Source organism: Burkholderiales bacterium, assembly GCA_013695435.1.
In the GTDB taxonomy this organism is placed as follows: Bacteria; Pseudomonadota; Gammaproteobacteria; order Burkholderiales; family JACMKV01; genus JACMKV01.
The window spans coordinates 1-2,650 of record JACDAM010000256.1 but is presented as its reverse complement, the minus strand read 5'-3'; the positions used below and the strand labels follow the sequence as shown (position 1 = coordinate 2,650).

The window sequence follows — 2,650 nt, the reverse complement described above, 5'->3', positions numbered from 1 at the left end:
AATTCTTCGCGCCAGGCGCGGGTTTTCGGGGTGACGCGGTCGAGGATCGACGGCAGGTAATAGAATCCGACGCCCTCGACCGGCGAGCAGCCGAGCGCGGCGAGCGCGCCTTCCTTTATCGAATCCTGGATCTGGCTGTGCAGATTGTCGCGCAGATCGCGTCGCGCCATCGGGCCGAGCTGCGTGCTTTCCTGCGAGGGATCGCCGATTTTGAGCGCGGCCGCCCTGGTTTTCAGCAGATCGATAAAATCATCGGCGATCCCGGGCGCCAGGATGAAACGCTTGGCGGCTATGCAGGATTGCCCGCAATTCATGTAGCGCGACTTGATCGCCTGCCCGGCGGCAAATTCGAGATCGGCGTCCGCCAGCACGATAAACGGATCCGACCCACCCAATTCCAGCACGCACTTTTTCAGATGGCGGCCGGCGTGCCCGGCGACCTCGCGGCCAGCGCCTTCGGAACCCGTCAGCGTGACGGCATTCACATACGGGCCGGCGATTGCGTCAGGCACGGCGTCGGTTTCGACCAGCGCCGCGGTAAACAAATGCTCGGGAAAGCCGGCGTCGCGGAAAATCGTCTCGATGGCGAGCGCGCATTGCGGCACATTCGGCGCGTGCTTGAGAATGCCGGCATTGCCGGCCATCAGCGCGGGTGCCGCGAAGCGGAACACCTGCCAGAACGGAAAATTCCACGGCATGATCGCGAGCACCGTGCCGAGCGGCTGATAGCAGACGTAGCTCCGGCCGGCGTCGGTTTCGACCAGCTCGTCGGCCAGAAAACGTTCGGCATGCCCGGCGTAAAAATCGCAGCCGATCGCGCATTTTTCGATTTCGGCGCGCGCTTCAGTCGCGACCTTGCCCATTTCCAGCGTCATGATCGCGGCGTATTCGGCCGCCCGTTCGCGCAACAGCGCCGCAGCGCGAAGCATCAACTTCGCGCGCTTCGAAAAATCGGTTTCGCGCCACCCGATTTGCGCCCGCTGCGCGGCGATCAGCGCCTCATTTAATTTTTTTGCGTCCCAACTGTCGAATGCTTTTTCGATTCGACCGGTCGCGGGATTCAAGGTCAGATAAGGCATGGGTTCCTTGCTGGTTGGTTTTGACGCATACCGGCAGTTTCCGCCGTACCTCGACGCGGAGGGCCGTGACCGGAACGTCGGATAGGAGCGCTTTGATGCCGCGCAACTATCCGGCACCGCATTCGACACTGACGCGACCCTGGCCGGGAAGGGCGAATCATGGTGCAGCCGGCAGCATGCGCATGCTAGTTGCTTTACAACGCAAGTCGTCCTGTCAGGCGAGGCTTGTTTTTGTGTTCAACAAAGCCGATTGCTTCGCTTTAAGGAACTCCGACTGGCCAGCTTAAATTATCATATCGAGATGCAAAAACTCTTTTTTGCCGCGTGGCTACCCTTGTCGTTGGCGCTTGCACTGGCCTTGGCGTTCGCGCTGGCGATGGCCACTCCGCTCGCCTTTGCCGCCGCCGGCGACACCGATTTTCTCGCCGCGCGCGACGCCTTCAACCGCGATGACGCGCAGCGCCTCGATCTGTACGAGAGCCGGATGCGCGGCCATGTCCTCGAACCCTATATCGCCTATTGGCAGTTGTCGCTGCGCTTGCAGGATGCGACTGTCGACGCGGACGCGGTATCGGCCTCGGTGCGCGCTTTTCTGACGGCAAATCAGGGCACGCTGCTCGCCGATCGCTTGCGCGCCGCGTGGTTGCGCAATCTCGGCGAAGCGCAGCGCTGGGATTTATTCGCGTCGGAATATTCGGCACTGGCCGATCGCGCCGCCGACAAGGAACTCGTTTGCTACGCTCTGCGCGGACGCATGCGTCTTGCCGACAGCAACAGCGCCGAGGCCGCCAAAGACGCGCGTGGGCTGTGGTTCACCGGGAGCGATCTGCCCGACAGTTGCGCGCCGATGTTCGATGCGATGATAGCCGGCGGCTTGCTCAACGCCGACGATGTCTGGAAACGCCTGCGCTTGGCGCTCGAATCCGGCAATCCCGGTCTCGCCCGGCGGCTGAACAAGAATCTGCCGCTGAACGAGGAACCAGACGAACGGACGCTGCGAACCATCGTCGAGCATCCGCTGCGCTATCTCGACAAAACCGTCGTCGCCGATCCGGTCCAGGCGATCAGCCACTTCGATCAACGCGCGAATCGTCAATTGGCGATGGCGGCGCTGATCCGAGTCTCGCGTCAGGATGCCGATGCCGCGGTGCAGAGCTGGCGCGAGATCAATCGCCATTTCTCCGCGGAAGACAGCGCTTTCGTCTGGACGCAGATCGCGTTTCACGCCGCACGCAAACATCACCCCGATGCGCTCGCCTGGTTCGCCGAAGCCGGCGACGCGCCGATGAGCGATCTCGAACTTGGCTGGAGAGCGCGCGCCGCGCTGCGCGCCCAGAACTGGCCGGCCGTCATCGACAGCATAGAGCGCATGAGCACGGCCGGGCAGAACGAGGCGGCGTGGCGCTATTGGAAAGCGCGCGCCTTACTTGCATCGCAGCCCCATGCCTTGCTGGATGCCAGGCTGCTGCTGGCCGGGTTGAGCGGCGAACATCATTTCTACGGTGCGCTGGCGGCTGAAGAGCTCGGCGCGCGCAACGTCATTCCGGCCGAAGTCTACGCGCCAGGCGACG

Annotated in this window: 2 protein-coding genes; one reads left to right on the top strand and one right to left on the bottom strand. The window is 62.9% G+C overall.

Features of this window, described 5'->3' with window-relative positions; translation table 11 throughout:
- A partial coding sequence (locus tag H0V78_12790) for an aldehyde dehydrogenase family protein (GenBank protein ID MBA2352616.1) occupies nt 1-1,079 on the bottom strand: 1,079 nt, incomplete at its 3' end.
- 301 nt (nt 1,080-1,380) lie between these two features.
- Between H0V78_12790 and H0V78_12785 the strand changes: the two genes are divergently transcribed.
- Nucleotides 1,381-2,650 (top strand): transglycosylase (locus H0V78_12785; protein ID MBA2352615.1); only part of this gene is annotated, 1,270 nt, incomplete at its 3' end.